Genomic DNA, 14,082 nt, shown 5'->3' with positions numbered 1-14,082 from the left:
TTGCTCCGGTAAATCGTTACAGCAGACCGTATGAGAGAAGCAGGCCGTCAGTCAACAGTCACAGTAGTCCGGCTCGCAACAGGAGACGTCCTCGAGGAACATCCGCTTCTCCCGGTACTCCTCGAGCGGTTCGGTTTCCACGGCTAACCGCTCGGCGAGCGCCTGTGCGACGATGGCGAACCGCTGCCGGAACTTGTAGATGAAACAGAACGACTGCCCGTCGTGGGCGACTTGCGGGCCGACGAGGAACAGACCCGGTGTCTTCGTCGACTCGTCGTCGCCCGTCAGATCCGGGTGTTCGCCGTCGAAGTCGAACAGGTCCTCGACCAGCGTCAGGCTTCCCTCGAAACCTGTCGCGAGGACGGGCGGTGTCCTCGAGCGAAACCGCTCGCCGTCGGTCGTGATCACGTCGTAGCACTCGCCGTCAGTCGGTACGTCGTATCGTTCCTCAGGCCCACGTTCGTCAGTCACTGCCTCGCCGCTCGCGTCTCCATCTCCGTCGCCGGATTCGACCCGTTCGATGCGTTCGACGCGTGCGTCAGCAACGAGATCGATGGGCTGTTCGTCGGCCAGCGAGGCCTCGAGGCGCTCGTTCGTTCTCGGCGAGAGCACCTCGCTGGGATCGGGGCTGCGAAACTGCCACGTTCCCTCGTCGTCGAGGACCGCGGTCGAGAGCCCCGCACTCGAGAGGCCGATAGCCGCGTCGATACCGCTCTCGGCACCGCCGATGACGACGGTGTCGGCCACCGCCGTCGGTTGAGTCTCCACGCGGTCGCCGCCGGACGGTCGGGAGCGGTCGGTGGCCGGACCGTGTCCAGTCCTCGGAGCTGTCGTCGTCCCGGAGCCGTCCGCGGCCGCTCTCTGAACTTCGCGGTCGGGAGCACCCGTTCTGTCGGTTTCGGGGCTCGCTCGGGAGCGGAATCGATTCGCGTAGCGCTCCCAGGAACCGATGGAAGCAACGTGAACCGCGTGACTCGAGCCGGGAATCGAGCCGTCAGCGGGGTAATCGTACTGGCCCGCGGCCCAGATGACGTATCGGGCACGAACGGGCTCGCCGTCGGTCTCGAGCGTGAACCCAGCTTTGTGTTCCCGGGCCGCGACGGATTCGACGTCGACACTGGTCTCGATGGTCAACTCGTGAAACTCCGCGACGGCCTCGAGGTACTCCGCGTACTGCTCGCCGGTCGGATGCTCGCAATCGAGTGCAAGCGCGGGAGACGTATCGACGGTGATCGCGTTCAGATCGCGCGCGCCGAAGGCGTTGGCGGGAAACGACGGCGTGAGGAGGCGCATCTCCGCTGGCCAGTTACGAAACGACGCGCCGATACAGTAGCGCTCGAGGATCGCGTAGTCGATACCGAGTTTCTCGAGAACGACTGCCGTTCCGATTCCCGCTGGTCCGGCGCCGACGATCGCGACCTCGAGATCGAATGAACTGCTCATGGATACCATAGACGGCCCGGAGTTAATAAACAGAATGGTGTAGATAATAAAATTTGCTATAGTTTAGGGACTGGTCTAGTGTGTTGGGACGAATCACGGAACGGTCGCCGAAAGGCAGGGCTTTTCACGATTCACCGCATGAGAGCATACTGATGTTTCGACAATCGCTCGAGCGGAGGTGGCAGCGATGACGACCGACGTAACTGAAATTACGGTCGTTGGGGACGACGACACCGGGTTGATCGCCCGAGTGACGAGCCTCCTCTTCGAGCGCGGAATCAATATCGAAGATCTCGACCAGGCGGTCAGAGACGGCGTCTTCCGGATGTATCTCGCCGTCGACACGAGCGAGATGGTCTGTACGAAGGAAACGCTTCGAGAGGATATCGACGAACTGGGTTCCGACCTCGAACTGGACGTGCAGGTTCGGTTCCCGGCCGATCGGGATAACCAACAGATCGCCGTCCTCGTGACCAAAGAGAGCCACTGTCTCGAGGCGCTGTTCGAGGCATGGGCCAACGACGAACTGGGCGCAGATATTGGGGTCGTTATCGGGAACCACGACGACCTGGAACCGCTGGCCGACCACTACGACGTGCCGTTCCACGACATCGGAACCGAATCCGGCCAGCAGAACGAAGACCGACTCCTCGAGTTGCTTGCGGAGTACGACGCCGATTTGATCGTCCTCGCACGGTACATGCGGATTCTCAGCCCGAACGTCGTCTTCCGCTACGAGGATCGTATCATCAACGTCCATCCATCCCTTCTCCCGGCGTTCCCCGGCGCGGAGGCCTACCGCCAGGCCGTCGAGGAGGGTGTTCGCGTCGCAGGCGTCACCGCCCATTACGTCACGACCGATCTCGATCAGGGGCCGGTGATCACCCAGCGGGCGTTCGATGTACCCGATGACGCCGATCTCGAGGAGATGAAACGCCGCGGACAACCCCTCGAGGCCGACGCCTTGATCGAAGCTGTGCGTCTTCATCTGAACGGTGACGTCTCGGTCCACCGCGGCCGAACGACCGTCCGAGAGGATGGCGACGCCTATCAGTTAGGTCTTCCCGACGAAGTCGACGACTTCATTCCGGATCGTCCGATCGACGGGATCGGAAGCGTCGTCGCCGACGAGTAATGCGGTTCTGAGATTCAGTCGTTCGGATTGACCACGGTAAAACGGGTGTGTCGTCGCTCCGAACTTTCTTTCGGACTACTGTCTGCTTCCGGTGATTCAGGTGAAGGATTTCGTTGCGTTCACGCCCGCCATTCCTCGAGACAGCCGTCGCCACAGAAATTGTTGTAGGCGGCCTCGCCGTCCTCGAGTGTCGTCACGACTCGTCTGTTCGTGCTCTCTGTAACGGCGTCGCCGCAGTTGTCACACTGTGGTCCGGTATCGTTGTCGGTCGAATCAGCCATTAGAAGACATGAGGGACGAAACGCACTTTAACCAACCTATCTCGTCGGTATTGACCGCTCCGGGACAAAGACGTTTTAGACCCACTGAGATGGGCGAATTAGGTGTCTATTCTCGAGTCGCCCGATCGAACGGTTCACCTCGACGCCGGCGAACGGTCAACGGCGCATTCGACCGATTCGGCTTCCTCAGATTTGTTCCGCGTTCACGCCGACGCCTTCGAACAGCGGATCGAGTTCACTATCGAGTTGTGCTTTGAGGTTCTCGAGTTCACCCTCGGTCAGCGTCGCGGTCAGCGCGTCGGTCACGCCGTCCGCGTACCGTTCGGCGTCGTTCGGCTCGAGGTCGGTATTTTGCAGTCGTTCGCCGACCCGGTTGACGAACGCGTTACGGTCGTAGCCGGAACCGTCGTGGTCTGTGTCTTCGATTACTCCCGCTAGCTCGTCGGGGAGTTGCGTCGCGACGTCTTCGGCCTCGCCGGCGGTGAGCGTCTCCCCGAGCGTCTCGAGGACGGCGTCGGTTGCGACTTCTGCTCGATCGATCGTTTCGATGTGGCTCGCCTCGAGCACCAGCTGGTAGAACTCGCTGTCTTGCATGGTGGCGACTTTTCGAGCGACCCGCATCGAACTTGGGCCCTCACGTGCAAGCCCCTCGACTCGAGCGCGAACTCGACTGCTCAATCGGACACGTATCAAATACTCGTAAATCGGTCAAATACGTGTTTGCTATCCGACTGACGAGCTAGTTTACTATCTCGGAGCCGCTATATTGGTACGTTATGTCACAGCAAGAAGTGGAACAGGAGCTATACGTCGATCAGTACACGCTCGGGCTGGTCGGTCCCGATCAGGAGTGGGCCGGTACAGTTGCTGACGGGGGAACGATCCGAACGTACACGCCGCCGGGCTGTTGGGGGCCGATGATCACGCCCGACTTCCGGGGCGGCCACGAGGTTACGCGGCCGATCCGCGTCGAGGGAGCTTCGGTCGGCGACGCCATCGCCCTCCGCATTCGGGATGTCGAGGTAACGAGTATGGCGACGAGTACAGGGTCGATGGCCGAACGCGAGGACGCCTTCGGCGACGATCCGTTCGTCGACCACCGCTGTCCTGAATGCGGTACCGAGTGGCCCGAGAGCGTCGTCGAGGGAACCGGCGAGGACGCGATCAAGTGCGCCGAGTGCGGCGCGAACGCTTCCTCCTTTGGCTTCGAGTACGGCTACACCGTCGCGTTCGACGAGGACCACGAGATGGGGATCACACTTGACGGCGACGCCGCCCACGAACTCGCGACGGACGCGGCCGAGGTGATGGACATCCCCGAGAACTCGAGACAGCACCCCATCCTGCTGTACGAACCCGACGAGATGCCGGGCACGCTCGGCCGGCTTCGCCCCTTTATCGGCAACGTTGGAACGACCCCGCCGGTGACGCTCCCGGATTCGCACAACGCGGGCGACTTCGGCCAGTTCCTCGTCGGAGCCGAACACGACTACGGCATCGAAACACAGGACGACCTCGAGGCTCGCACCGACGGCCACATGGACGTTCCGGAGGTCCGCGCCGGCTCGACGCTCATCTGTCCGGTCAAGGTCGACGGCGGCGGGGTCTACGTCGGCGATCTCCACGCCAATCAGGGTGACGGCGAGCTCTCCTTGCACACCACCGACGTCAGCGGAACGGTGACGATGGACGTCGAGGTTATCGAGGCCCTCGAACTGGGCGGCCCGCTCCTCCTTCCAAACGAGGCGGATCTCCCGTTTATCAGCCGGCCCTACAGCGACGACGAGCGCGAGTTTGGCCGAGAGCTCGCCGCCGACCACGGCGTTGACCTCAAGGAGGACATGGGCCCGATCCAGGTGATCGGGAGCGGCGAGACGATCAACGACGCGACCCAGAACGCCTTCGACCGGGCGACGGATCTCCTCGAGATGAGCGAGGGAGAGGTCCGTTCGCGGTGTACGTTTACCGGCGGGGTCCAGATCGGTCGGCTTCCCGGCGTCGTCCAGCTCGATCTGCTCGCGCCGATGGACGTACTCGAGGATCGCGGGATCGATCACCTCGTCCGCGAACAGTACGATCTCTAGAACGACAACTGCTCGTCCTCTCGTGTCTCACCTAGCGCTGGCGGAGTCCGATCCGAGTAGTACCGTCGCCCGATCGCTCGACTGTCGACCATATTGAAAATCGCCTGTCGGGCCTCAGCGGGCGAATTGTAGGTATCCTCCGACATCGCGCCCAGAAGCTCCTCGAGCGATTCCGAACCGTCCGGTAGCTCGAGGGCGTACTCGCCGTACGTGTCGACGAGTTCCTCGTTCGTCGCGGGGTAACCGTGATCGTCGAGTTTCGCCTCGAGTTCGCCGAATACCACGCCAAGTTCGCGGGTGGGACTGTATGAGTTGTTCATCGTATCGACCGGCTGTCCCTACTACGAGGAGGGATAAACAACCGCGGGGTGAGCATGACGGCATCGCCAACGGCACCGCTCGTGCCGGCGATCGAAACGAAGAGCCGAAAACCAACGGGGTCGTCTCGAGGCGACGCGACCGATTCGGTAACAGCGCAATCGCGTCGGTTCGCTGGCGATCCGGTTCAGTCGGTCGGCTCGGCGGTTTCGGCGGACGCGTTCGATTGGGTGCTCGACGGCTGGTTCGCCGCGGTCGCACTATCCGGCGTCGTGATGAACGAGAGGTACAGCATGAATCCGACGAACAGTGCCAGCGCGACGCTCGCGGCGGCCGTGATACCGATGGTTGCATCGAACGGGACGATAGCTGGTGTCACAGCAGCGAAACTCTCGAGGGACATAATATGGTGCTAGTCGACCGTTTGGAGTCGCGGAATATGAGCGTTACTTTTTCGGCTCTCGGTGCGATACAATGTGGGTTGGTATCATCTATCGAGATAAGGGTATGCGGACCGGACGGGTTCGAAGACGACGGACACCGATACGATACGGATAAAAGAGGTCCTTAAGCGGATACTCGAGGGGGCCGAATGTGCCAGTCGACCACCGGACCGTGGAGAAATCGCGACTACAGCCGGCTGACCGCACCGATCGCACTCGAGAGCGGCGGTGCCTCGAAGAAATCCAGCCCGGTGTAGGCGTTGGTTCCGGCACAGTAGAGGTCTCGAGCTGTTTCGATCACGTCCTCCTCGAGTGGCTCCGGATCCCGCTCGCACAGCGATTTCCAGTCGGCGATGTCGCGGCGCTCGGCTTCGGCCTTCGCGTGTTTGACCGACTCGACCCACTCGGGCTGGGTGCGTTTGTGGTACTGCCGAAGGACCTCCTTCGAAAGCTGGGTCCCCTCGTGGCTGAATCGATTCTCGTCGAACGTGCCGACGACGTCGGCAACGCGGATCTCGCCCTCGAAGGTGAGACACTCGATTTTCCCGTCCTGGTGGGACAGCTCCGCACCGCTCGCCTGTTCGGTGATGATCTCGTTGACCTCCCGGGCGACGGACTCGAGGTCGTCGATCGAGGCCTCGCCGGCGATGTAGTCGGCTTCCTCGCGGTCGAGGTAGCGGTCTCCCTCCTCGTATTTCGTCGAGAACTCGACGATCGGTTCCTCGAGGTCGACCGTCTCGTCGGGCCAATTCTCGAACACGAGGCCGTGGTCCGCGGGCTCGGTCCGTCGGCGGAGACTCGAGCCGATCGGGACCGTGTTCCGGAAGACGACCTCGAGCGGGATCAGGTAGTTCGAGCCCGCCTCGGCGTGGTAGGACTCGTAATCGTACTCTCGACCCTCGTTCGGCAGATCCGGCACCTGCGTCAGGTCGATCTCCATCACCCAGGGCGGGCGCGAGGCGTCCTCGAGTTTGCTCACGCCGCCGTCCTCGCCGACGCCGCGATAGTGCGTCGGTACGCCTTCCGACTCGAGCAGTTCGAAGTTAAAGGCCCCCATCGTACAGAGCGTTGCACCTTTCTGCGGAATCGGATCGGGCATCTTCCCCCAGTCGAACACCGAGTAATCGTCGGTGAAGACGAACGCCCCGCGACCGAGCGAGTCCGCCGTTGCTTCCTCCTCGATCCGAAACTCCTTGACGCTCGTCATTCGTCACACCTCATCGAGTGGCCCCCGCGGTTCATACTCGAGTTGCCGTGTCCCCACCGTAAGAAGGTTTCAGTATTATTCGCGGGGCCGGTCGTGAGGTCTCCGCTGAGCCGCGACCGCTTCGAGGAAGCCCTCGTTCGTTTCAGATCAACCGAATCTCCGAGATAGCGGTGAGTTCGGACGCGTTCCACCACGTTTTTGCCGCTGTAATGGGTTCGTTGCGACGATGGAGCGACCGGTGACCGAGGCAGACCTCGCGTTCGAGCACGTTCCCGAGACCGACCAGTCGTTCGAGAACGCCCTCGAGAAGGCACGGAACGGGAACCGACTCACCGTCGACGATGGCATCGAACTGTTGACGACGGGAACCGACGCCGAAGGGATTGACCAGCGACGGAAAGAGCGGGTCCTCGAGGCCGCAGATCGTCGCCGCGCGGACGTCGTCGGCGAGGAAGTCACGTTCGTCGCAAATGTAAACAACAACGTGACGACCGCGTGTAACGTCGGCTGTCTGTTCTGTAACTTCAAAGACGCTGCCCACACCTTCGAATCCGACGCCGAGATGGAGAGTCAGGGCTTTACGAAGACACCCGCGGAGTCTCGCGAAATCGTCGCCGACGCCGTCGAGAAGGGCGTCTACGAGGTCACTTCGGTCTCCGGTCTTCACCCCGCATTTGCACTGGACGACGAACATTTAGAGATCCTCGAGGCCACCGAGAACCGCAAGGAGGTCAACTACAAGCCGCCCGAACGGTACGAGACCGACCCCGGAACCTACGCCGAGCAGATGGCGGCGATGAGCGTCGACGGCGTGCACGTCCACTCGATGACGCCCGAGGAGGCCTACCACGCCCGTCGCGGTACCGACTGGTCTTACGAGGACGTTTACAGCCGTTTGCAAGACGCTGGACTCGACACCGTTCCCGGCACCGCGGCCGAAATTCTCGTCGAGGAGGTTCGGGAAGTGATCTGTCCCGGCAAGATCAGCACCGACGGCTGGCTCGAGGCGATGGAAGCCGCGGCCGACGCCGGGCTCGGGCTCACCTCGACGATCATGTACGGCCACGTCGAGAACGAGGCCCATCGAGTGATGCACTTAAAACGCGTTCGCGACCTCCAGGAGCGCGTCGACGGCGCGATAACCGAGTTCGTTCCCCTCTCTTTTATCCACCAGAACACGCCGCTTTACGAGCACGACGTCGTCTCGAGCGGTGCGAGTCAGGACGAAGACGAACTGATGATCGCCGTCTCGCGGCTCTTTCTCGACAACATCGACCATATCCAGTCCTCGTGGGTCAAGTACGGCGATCAGCAGGGACTAAAAATGCTCTCCTGTGGCGCGGACGACTTCATGGGGACGATCCTCTCCGAGGAGATCACCAAACGCGCCGGCGGCGAGTACGGCGAGTTCCGCTCGGTCGAAGACTACGTCGAACTGATCTCCTCAATCGGACGGATCCCGGTCGAGCGCTCGACGGACTACGAAAAACGCCGCGTCATCGATCCCGACGATCCGCCGTTCGGGCCGCAACTCGGGCCGAAGGCTGACGGAACGGCGCTTTTGGCTCGAGACGGGGATACGGTCCCTGCGGACGACTGAGTCGTTTTGCGGGCTTCTGAGACGTCAGACCTCGGATCAGTACGAAAAGCTGAGCACGTCGCCCTCCTCGATTCCCCGTTCGGCGGTCCACTCGTAGTTGACCTCGAGGACGTACTGGCCGTAGCCCGGATAGCCCTGCTCGGAGCCGTCCTCGTCGGGCCCGGGTTGGGGCGCGTGGTGAATCCCCGTGATGACGCCCTCGCTGTCGGCGAAGACGATGTCGATCCCGAACGACATATCCGGCATGATGAACCGCAGATCCTGCTCGGATTCGTTGATGAAGATCATCCCGCGATCCTCGGGTAACTCCTCGGTATCGCTGAGCCCGATCGTCTGCAGTTCCTGCGTGTCGGCGATGGCCGCCGTCACTTCGCCGAGTTCCTCGCCGTCGGCAGTCGTCACGCTGACCTCGGTTTCCTCGTAGTCCTCGTGAACCGCCGGGGATTCCTCGTCGCTCGAGTTGTCGTCGTTCTCGTCCGGATTACCTGATTCATCGCCCTCGCCCGCGTTCGAATCATCGTCGCCGTTCGGGCTTGAGTCGCCGGTTGTCGAATCGCTTTCGTCGCTGGACTCGGTGCACCCGGCGAGGGTAAGAACCCCGGTGCTGGCGGCGAGCCCTGTCAGTACGGTCCGGCGATCCGGTGTCGGTGAACGAGGAGGTGCCATCTATTCGGTCACCGACCACGAAGGCACTGATAAATATTCGTCAATTTTCACGTGTACGTGGACGTTTACCGATCTCGAGATTCGAGGTCGAACTCGACGTCGGTCAGCTCTTCAGAGACCTCCCATAATTTCCGTGCCATCTCGCGATCGTAGGACTGCTCGGCCGACCGCTGGCGCTCCGGCGCGCCGCGCATGTTCATGAGTCCGCCGGGGCCGTAGTACTCTCCGCTTTGGACGTCACTCGCGGTCGCCGCGTACAGCGTCGGAAGCGCCCCCTTCGCGGCGGACTGGGCGAACACGGCGTTCGCCGCGTCCGCCAGTAGTTTTCGAACCCTCGAGCCGTCCATTTCGGGCCCCTGGGCCTGCAACGCCGTATCGGCGTAGCCCGGATGAACGCCCACGCTCATCGCGTTGGAGGTGGCGTTCTCGAGTCGCCGGTCGAACTCGTAGGCAAAGAGCAGGTTCGCGAGTTTCGACTGGGCGTAGGCACTCCAGCGGTTGTAGTCGTTTTCGCCCTGCAGGTCGTCGAAGTCGATCTCGCCCTGTTTGTGGACTCCGCTCGAGACGGTCACGGTGCGGGCGTCCCTCGCGAGGTGGTCGAACAAGGCAGCGGTGAGCGCGAAGTGTCCGAGATGGTTGACGCCGAACTGCATCTCGAAGCCCTGGACGGTTTCGCGGCGCGGAATCGCCATCACGCCCGCGTTGTTCACCAGCACGTCTATTTCCGCCTCCTCCGACGATTCGCCGTTTCGATCGACCGCGTCGTCGAACCGCTCCGCGAACGCTCGGACCGACTCGAGGTCGGCGAGGTCCAGTTCCTCGACAATCAGTTCGCCCTTAACGTCGGCCTCGAGGCCGTCTCTGATCTCGTCGGCGGCCGCCTCGCCGCGGTCCACGCTTCGACAGGCCATGACGACCGTCGCGCCGCGTTCGGCGAGCACTCGAGTGGCTTCGAAGCCGATGCCGCTGTTCGCGCCGGTGACGACGACTGTTCGCCCCGACTGGTCGGGAACGTCGGACGCGGTCCAGCTCATACGCGTTGTACGGACCACAGCCGTTTGATAACTCGGGTGGCGGTCGCCTCCGCTGGAACCGATTCGGTGCCGTCGAGACTGCGGTTCGGACGGATCACGCCTCGAGATGCGCGATCCGTGCGTATCGGCCAGCCCGCCAGCCCGCGACGAGCGCAACGATCGTTCCCACGACGGCGGCGAGGGCGAACCCGACGGCGTAGACCTCGAGGGGCGTCCGCAGGAGCCGTTCGAAGCCGACGGTTTCGGCCACGATTCGATTCAATCCCGCCGCGAGTACCGGTGTGGAGACGAGTCCGACGACGCCGCCGAGCAGTCCGATGATGAGCCCCTGCGCGCCGATCGTTCCCGAGAGAACCCATCTCGAGAGGCCGATCGCCCGGAGCGCCGCGAGTTCTTCGCGTTGCTGGGAGGCGACGAGCGCGAACAGATTCACCGTGAGGATAATACCGCCGACGATGGCCAGCCCGACCAGCGTCACGCCGCTTGCGAGGATGAGCGGCCGCTCCTCGAGCATCGCGCCGATCTGCTCGTCGCTGGCACGGACGTCGTACTCCGGATAAGTCTCGTCGAGGTCGGCCGCAACCGTCTGCCGGTCATGCCCGTCCGCCGCGTCGGCGGTGATAAACGTCGCCCGATCAGTGCCCGTGGTACCGGCGACTGCCAACAGATCAGGGAGCGGAACCGCCGTCGATTCCGAGCCGAGATACTGCGAGTAGTACGAGGAGGTACCGACGACGGTAAACTCGTATTCGGGAGCTGACTCCCTGCTCGTCCCGAGATAAACCGTGTCGCCGGGCGATGCGCCAAGCCGTTCGGCCGTATCGGGATCGAGGACGACTTCCTCGGTTGTCGGCTCGCCGCTCGTCATCGCCTCTTGGGCGTCCTCCGCGTCGGTTTCGTACCCGCCGCCTCGCTGGAAGTCGAACCCGGAGTGGGTCCCCGGAACGCCGACCCCCGACGTTCGCTCGAGATCACCGGGATCCGTCCCGACGTAGATCTCGTACATCGCGATCGGCGAGGCGGAACTCACGTCGTCGCGCTCGTCGAGTTCGGCCGTCACGTCGTGTGCGCCAACGATCGGATTCTCGGTTCCGCTGGCGGAGGGATCGACCGGGTCGCCCGAGAGCCAGATCCCCCGGTTCGCGCTCTCGAGTCCGTCCTCGCCGATGTCGACGACGCCGACGCCGAGGCTTGCGAGCAATGTCACCGAGAGGACGACGAGCGCGACGGCCAACACGGCGAGGACGGTTCGTCTGGGCGACCGCCGAATCTGGGCGAACGCGATCCCGAGGACGGCGCTCGTTCGAGTGGGAACGTGTCGGAGGTTCGCCACCGCTCTCAACGCCGCCCCGAATCGCCGGCTCATCGACCCACCTCGGCCAAGACGTTCGTCCTCGAGGCGATCAACAGCGGGTACGGCATCGCAAGCAGTCCGGCGACGAGCGCGACCGCGAGCGCGTACGGGACGAAGACGGGGTGGGCCATCGCGACGGTTCCCGACGCGACGGTTGCGCCGGCGACCGCGTTGAGGGCGAAAATCCCGGCGACGCCGAGGCTGATTCCGAGAACCGCACCACAGAGGGTTGCGACCACCGTCGAGGTGGCGACGACGGCCATCCGTCCCGACAGCGGAACGCCGATCGTCTGCAGGATGGCGAGCGTGCGACGATCCTGATCGACGGCCATCCCCATCGTCGTCGCGACGAACGACGCACAGATTGTCACGCCGATGAGCAGCGCGATCGCACTCGTCGCGAACGCCAACCCGTCGTCGAACAGCGCCGACGGATCGCCGCCCTGGTTCGATTCGACCGTCGCATCCGGATACGCCTCGCCGGCTGCCGTCGCCGTCGCCTCGGAGTCGCCCCACACGAGCACGCTGTCGGCGAGTTCGTCGTCGCTCGCCCCCGAGAACGTCTGTAACTCGCTCAGGTGAACGAGCGCGATAGGTGCGTCGCTGTCCTCGTATGCGCCCGCGGCGTCGTCGACATCCGAAACGGTGAGCGGCGGCATCTCCGTATCGGTCTGTCCGCTCGAGACGATCCGTTCGTCACCGTCCGAGGCCTCGAGCCGATCCGCCGCGGCGGGAGAGAGCACGAGCTGTCGCTGCGTCGGGCCATCGTACGATCCGTCGGCGTAGTGATCGTCACCCGGCTCAAGACCGTCTGTTGAGAGGCCCGCGACGGTTCGAGATTCCTCGTCGGGGACGACGCCCACGAGAAGGACCGTCTCGGAGCCGCCGTCGCTCGTCTCGAATTTCGTCGGTTCGACGAGCACCGGTGAGGCGTGGTCGATGCCCGCTTCCGAGCGAATCGCCGCCGCTCGCTCGTTCGACTCGCCGATTCGGGGACTCTCGACGCCGTCGACCGCCGAGAGGCTTCCGCTCCCTTCCGGCGCGATCTGGGCGTCCGCGTCGTCCTCTAGCATCGGTCCGCCGTCGGCTAGCGCGAGCGCGACTCCGGTGATACACAGAAGCAACGCGATGGTGAGTGCAACGACCGTGATCGAGGTCAAAATCCGACTCGAGCTGGTTCGGGTCGGCCGGTTCCACAGCCTGGCGACCGAGACGCCGACGATTCCGCGCCAGCGGTGTCGACGCTTTTCCTTGGGGTTGTCGTTCCGCGCTTCCTCGGCGTTATCGTTCATCCTCGACCACCGTCCCATCCCGGAGTGTCACCACTCGATCGGCGACGGCGAGCGTAGCCGCGTCGTGTGACGCGATGAGCACCGCCCGGTCGCGGCCGACGTCGGTCAACAGCTCGAGGACGTCCGCGCCGGTTTCCGTATCGAGTTCGCCCGTCGGTTCGTCCGCGACGAGGACATCGGGGTCCGTCGACAGCGCCCTGGCGATCGCAACGCGCTGTCGTTCGCCGCCGCTGAGTTCGCCGGGGAGGTGGGTGATCCGATCCTCGAGACCGACCTGTGTCAACAGCGTCGACGCTCGCTCCCGACGCGCCGATTTCGAGAGTCCGGCCTGCACGAGCGGTAACGCGACGTTCGCGCGGGCCGAGAGCGACGGTAACAGGTGGAACCGCTGGAAGACGATCCCTACGTGGCCTCGCCGAACTCTCGTTCGACCCCGGTCGGAGAGTGCTGTGAGATCGGTTCCGAGTACGGAGACGGTGCCCGCGGTCGGCACCAGCAATCCCGCGACCGCATGCAGAATCGTCGACTTGCCGCTCCCGCTCGGCCCCTCGAGGCCGACGATGGTTCCTCGTTCCACGTCGAGGGAGACGTTTCGAAGCGCGGTCACCGTTCGATCCGAACCCGAACGAAGCCGTCCGCCCGTCGAACCGTACTCGTGATTGACGTCCTCGAGACAGACGGCCGGCATCGCCCGGGCTTCGTCCGCCGTCTCGGACCCCGCCGACGCCGAACTCGAACGGCCCAGTGATCGATTGCGAATCCTCACGAAGTACTCGGGAGAACGGTGCGATGGCCCATTGTTTCAGTCTCGCTTCCACCGAACAGGCACCGGTTTCGAATCAACGGAGCGTCAGGAAGCGTCGGTTCGCTCGAGGCCGGCAAGATAGCCTCACGCGGGTGTTCTTTCGACCGTTCCAATTTTGAAACAGCGTAACTCGGTCTCGTCACCGTCGTGTCGGAACCCCCGCCGATTGCGGGCCGTGGACTCGACCGCGACAGGTCGCTGTTCGGTCTCCCTGTGACGCCGAAAGGTGGCCGTACACTCGTGTTGTCCCATCGCCGGCTCTCGGTTTTCCGGCCGCTTTCGCCGTCGCCGTATGAATCGATTATACCGACGATAGCGGTCGCTCGAACGGTTACGCCTGGCCAACAACCGGTTCGGCTCGACTCGAGGCCAGGTTCGTCGAATGGAGAGACTACGTTGTCGATTGAAACAGCAAGAACG

General features: G+C 63.4%; 14 protein-coding genes. 3 read left to right on the top strand and 11 right to left on the bottom strand.

Annotated features, from left to right (window positions below):
• Positions 1-51: 51 nt before the first annotated feature.
• Positions 52-1,443, bottom strand: a complete 1,392-nt coding sequence (locus tag QNM96_RS04205) for an NAD(P)-binding domain-containing protein (RefSeq protein WP_283834757.1) — start codon at positions 1,441-1,443, stop codon at positions 52-54.
• 187 nt (positions 1,444-1,630) lie between these two features.
• On the opposite strand from QNM96_RS04205, the gene QNM96_RS04200 reads away from it, so the two are divergent.
• Positions 1,631-2,578 (top strand): formyltetrahydrofolate deformylase, encoded by a 948-nt coding sequence (locus tag QNM96_RS04200; protein WP_283834756.1) that lies wholly within the window; start codon positions 1,631-1,633, stop codon positions 2,576-2,578.
• 119 nt (positions 2,579-2,697) lie between these two features.
• On the opposite strand, the gene QNM96_RS04195 is transcribed toward QNM96_RS04200, so the two are convergent.
• Both QNM96_RS04195 and QNM96_RS04190 read right to left on the bottom strand, forming a co-directional pair.
• Entirely contained in the window at positions 2,698-2,859 is a 162-nt protein-coding gene (locus QNM96_RS04195; protein WP_283834755.1) for a hypothetical protein, read from the bottom strand.
• A 186-nt stretch (positions 2,860-3,045) separates the two neighbouring features.
• Positions 3,046-3,453 (bottom strand): DUF2267 domain-containing protein, encoded by a 408-nt coding sequence (locus QNM96_RS04190; RefSeq protein WP_283834754.1) that lies wholly within the window; start codon positions 3,451-3,453, stop codon positions 3,046-3,048.
• Positions 3,454-3,635: 182 nt separating this feature from the next.
• Between QNM96_RS04190 and QNM96_RS04185 the strand changes: the two genes are divergently transcribed.
• Positions 3,636-4,943 (top strand): acetamidase/formamidase family protein, encoded by a 1,308-nt coding sequence (locus QNM96_RS04185; protein WP_283834753.1) that lies wholly within the window; start codon positions 3,636-3,638, stop codon positions 4,941-4,943.
• On the opposite strand, the gene QNM96_RS04180 is transcribed toward QNM96_RS04185, so the two are convergent.
• The 3 genes from QNM96_RS04180 to QNM96_RS04170 all read right to left on the bottom strand — a co-directional run bounded on the left by QNM96_RS04180 (position 4,940) and on the right by QNM96_RS04170 (position 6,911).
• Positions 4,940-5,263, bottom strand: a complete 324-nt coding sequence (locus QNM96_RS04180) for a hypothetical protein (protein ID WP_283834752.1) — start codon at positions 5,261-5,263, stop codon at positions 4,940-4,942. The genes QNM96_RS04185 and QNM96_RS04180 overlap by 4 nt on opposite strands.
• 185 nt (positions 5,264-5,448) lie before the next feature.
• The gene (locus QNM96_RS04175; protein WP_283834751.1) at positions 5,449-5,640 is read right to left on the bottom strand and encodes a hypothetical protein; all 192 of its coding nucleotides are present in this window, start codon (positions 5,638-5,640) and stop codon (positions 5,449-5,451) included.
• A 251-nt stretch (positions 5,641-5,891) separates the two neighbouring features.
• Positions 5,892-6,911 carry a phosphoribosylaminoimidazolesuccinocarboxamide synthase gene (locus QNM96_RS04170; protein WP_283834750.1) on the bottom strand — a complete coding sequence of 340 codons (1,020 nt, stop codon included), beginning with the start codon at positions 6,909-6,911 and terminating at the stop codon, positions 5,892-5,894.
• A 226-nt stretch (positions 6,912-7,137) separates the two neighbouring features.
• Between QNM96_RS04170 and cofH the strand changes: the two genes are divergently transcribed.
• A complete protein-coding gene (gene cofH, locus QNM96_RS04165) occupies positions 7,138-8,511 on the top strand; it encodes a 7,8-didemethyl-8-hydroxy-5-deazariboflavin synthase subunit CofH (RefSeq protein ID WP_283834749.1) in 1,374 nt (457 codons plus the stop codon).
• A 36-nt stretch (positions 8,512-8,547) separates the two neighbouring features.
• Here the strand turns inward: cofH and QNM96_RS04160 are convergent, their stop codons facing one another.
• From QNM96_RS04160 to QNM96_RS04140, 5 genes are all read right to left on the bottom strand, one after another.
• Positions 8,548-9,177, bottom strand: a complete 630-nt coding sequence (locus tag QNM96_RS04160; RefSeq protein ID WP_283834748.1) for a DUF192 domain-containing protein — start codon at positions 9,175-9,177, stop codon at positions 8,548-8,550.
• Between the two features lie 65 nt (positions 9,178-9,242).
• A complete protein-coding gene (locus tag QNM96_RS04155) occupies positions 9,243-10,211 on the bottom strand; it encodes an oxidoreductase (RefSeq protein WP_283834747.1) in 969 nt (322 codons plus the stop codon).
• 94 nt (positions 10,212-10,305) lie between these two features.
• Entirely contained in the window at positions 10,306-11,577 is a 1,272-nt protein-coding gene (locus QNM96_RS04150) for an ABC transporter permease (protein WP_283834746.1), read from the bottom strand.
• On the bottom strand, positions 11,574-12,857 hold the full coding sequence (locus QNM96_RS04145) for an FtsX-like permease family protein (protein ID WP_283834745.1): 1,284 nt from the start codon (positions 12,855-12,857) through the stop codon (positions 11,574-11,576). The genes QNM96_RS04150 and QNM96_RS04145 overlap by 4 nt, the downstream gene beginning before the upstream one ends.
• A complete protein-coding gene (locus QNM96_RS04140) occupies positions 12,847-13,617 on the bottom strand; it encodes an ABC transporter ATP-binding protein (RefSeq protein WP_283834984.1) in 771 nt (256 codons plus the stop codon). Before QNM96_RS04140 ends, QNM96_RS04145 begins: the two co-directional genes overlap by 11 nt.
• Positions 13,618-14,082 lie beyond the last annotated feature (465 nt).

The sequence above is a fragment of the Halostagnicola sp. A-GB9-2 genome (assembly GCF_030068615.1).
GTDB lineage: Archaea > Halobacteriota > Halobacteria > Halobacteriales > Natrialbaceae > Halostagnicola.
The sequence above is the reverse complement of the archived record's forward strand: the minus strand, read 5'-3'. Positions and strand labels throughout refer to the sequence as shown.